This window comes from Mesorhizobium sp. M2A.F.Ca.ET.037.01.1.1, assembly GCF_003998075.1.
In the GTDB taxonomy this organism is placed as follows: domain Bacteria; phylum Pseudomonadota; class Alphaproteobacteria; order Rhizobiales; family Rhizobiaceae; genus Mesorhizobium.
The window spans coordinates 1-2,465 of the sequence record NZ_RZSA01000954.1; the positions used below are offsets into that span (position 1 = coordinate 1).

Below are 2,465 nucleotides of genomic sequence, written 5' to 3' on the forward strand. Positions count from 1 at the left end.
AGGCGATGACCATGGCCGACCGCATCGGCATCCTCGCCGACGGCGTCCTGGTGCAGATCGGCACGCCGCGCGCGATCTATTCCGAGCCGGCAAACCTTCATGTCGCGGCCCGCCTCGGTCAGCCGGCGATCAACCTTCTGCCGGCCGGGCTCCTGCCCGACGGGGGCGCGCCGACCGGAACGAAAACGATCGGCGCCCGCACCGAGCATCTCGCGATCGAGAAGGCAACGAACGGCCATGCCGACGGCGTCGTCGACTGGGTCGAGCATCTCGGCGACCAAAACCACCTGCATGTGACGGTGGGGGCGAAGAAGCTGGTGACGCTGACCGATCCAGACACGTCTTTAGCCAAGGGGGACAAGGTGACGATCCGCTACATCGCGCCGCTCTATTTCGGCTCGGACGGGCAGAGATTGATGTAGCGGGGGACTGATGTAGCCGCGACGCCCCATATTTTCGCATACCGATTGACGGCCGCAGATACGGACTGGACGAAATCCATGAAGCACTTTTTCAACCGCAAGGACACGATCGTCACCGAAGCGCTCGACGGCTTCCTCGCCACGGCGGGATCGGGCGCGCTGGCCCGCCTCGACGGCTACCCCGAGATCAAGGTCGTGCTGCGCGCCGACTGGGACAAGACCAAGGTGGCCGTGGTCTCCGGCGGCGGCGCTGGGCATGAACCCTCGCATGCCGGCTTCGTCGGCGCCGGCATGCTGACGGCGGCGGTCTCCGGCGAGATCTTCGCCTCGCCGAGCGTCGAGGCGGTGCTGGCGGCGATCCGCGCCACGACCGGCCCCGCCGGCTGCCTGCTGATCGTGAAAAACTATACCGGCGACCGACTCAATTTCGGACTGGCGGCGGAGAAGGCGCGTGCCGAAGGTCTCGCGGTCGAGATGGTGATCGTCGCCGACGACATCGCCTTACCGGACATCGCGCAGCCGCGCGGCGTTGCCGGCACGCTGTTCGTGCACAAGATCGCCGGGCACCTGTCGGAATCCGGCCATGACTTGGCATCGGTTGCCGCGGCGGCGCGTGCGGCGGCCAAGGACATCGTTTCGCTCGGCATCTCGCTTTCCTCCTGCTCGATCCCCGGGCAGGCGCATGAGGAGCGCTTCGGCACGAATGATGGCGAACTCGGACTCGGCATCCATGGCGAGCCCGGCGTCGAGCGCATCGCCTTGGAGGCCGCCAGCAAGCTGGTCGCCATCATGGCGGAGCGCCTCGCCGCGCGGCTCGATCCGCACAGCCGCTATGCGCTTTTGATCAACAATCTCGGATCGGTGCCGCCGCTCGAAATGTCGCTGATTGCGAATGCCGTGCTGTCTTCGTCGCTGGAAAAGGCGGTGGCGCTGACGATCGGACCCGGGCACCTGATGACCGCGCTCAACATGAACGGCTTCTCGCTGTCGCTGATCAGACTGGATGCGGAACGCGAGAAAGCGCTGCTGGCGCCCGTCGGCCCGCATGCCTGGCTGCCGGCAAAGCCGGTTCGCGCGCCGGTCGTCGTGGCGATGGCAAGACCCGCTGCCGGTGCGACCGCAAAGCCCGCCAGCCGCGATGCGGCCGCCGAGCGGCTGATCAGAGCCATTTGCCAGAGGCTGATCGCGCTCGAAGAGCCGCTCAACGCGCTCGACGCCAAAGCGGGCGACGGCGACACCGGCTCGACCGTGGCGACAGGGGCGCGCAGCATCCTCGAGCGCATCGATGCGCTGCCGCTTGCCGACAGGGCCGCAACCGCTGCCGCGATCGGCGATACGCTCGGCACCTCGATGGGCGGTTCCAGCGGCGTGCTGTTGTCGATCTTCTTCACCGCGGCCTCGCAATCGATCGGCGCCGGCGCCCCGCTCACCAAGGCCTTGCTCGCCGGGCTCGACCGGATGACCTTCTACGGCGGCGCCAGGGTCGGCGACCGGACCATGGTCGACGCGCTCGAGCCGGCGCTGAAAGCCCTTGACGCGAGCGGGCTGGAAGCGGCCGCCAAGGCGGCCAGGCAGGGCGCCGAGGCGACCGCCGCGATGCAGAAGGCAAAAGCGGGCCGCTCCGCCTATATCGGCAGGCAACTCGACATCGCCGATCCTGGCGCCTTCGCGGTTGCCGAGGTTTTCGCTGCCGTGGCGGCGCTGTTCGCCCCGGCATGAAGGACGGACAATGGCCGCAGCCGATTTCTCCAGACTGATCGCGGCGGCGGCCGATACGATCGCGGCGCATGCCGAGGAGTTGACCGCGCTCGACCAGGCGATCGGCGACGGCGACCACGGGCTGAACATGAAGCGCGGCTTCGAGGCGGTGCGCGCGGAGGCGGACGTCTTTTCAGCGAAGCCGCTGCCCGAAGCGCTGAAAGCGGTCGGCACCAAGCTGGTGATGACGGTCGGCGGCGCCTCCGGCCCTCTGTTCGGCACGTTCTTCATGGCGCTCGGCAAGGACCTGCCGGCGGCACCCGATAGAGGCGGGCTGACGGCGGC

At 68.2% G+C, this 2,465-nt stretch carries 3 protein-coding genes; all 3 read left to right on the forward strand.

Features of this window, described 5'->3' with window-relative positions; all coding sequences use genetic code 11:
- The coding region (locus EOA27_RS31845; protein WP_145970668.1) for a TOBE domain-containing protein at positions 1-422 on the forward strand (422 nt) is incomplete at its 5' end.
- A 78-nt stretch (positions 423-500) separates the two neighbouring features.
- Positions 501-2,141, forward strand: coding sequence for a dihydroxyacetone kinase subunit DhaK (locus EOA27_RS31850; protein ID WP_127258161.1), 1,641 nt, complete (start codon positions 501-503; stop codon positions 2,139-2,141).
- A gap of 10 nt (positions 2,142-2,151) precedes the next feature.
- Positions 2,152-2,465 (forward strand): DAK2 domain-containing protein (locus tag EOA27_RS31855; RefSeq protein ID WP_127258164.1); only part of this gene is annotated, 314 nt, incomplete at its 3' end.

Coding starts and splice junctions, on each gene's coding strand:
- EOA27_RS31850 (WP_127258161.1), top strand. CDS start 501: ATGAAGCACTTTTTCAACCGCAAGGACACGATCGTCACCGAAGCGCTC.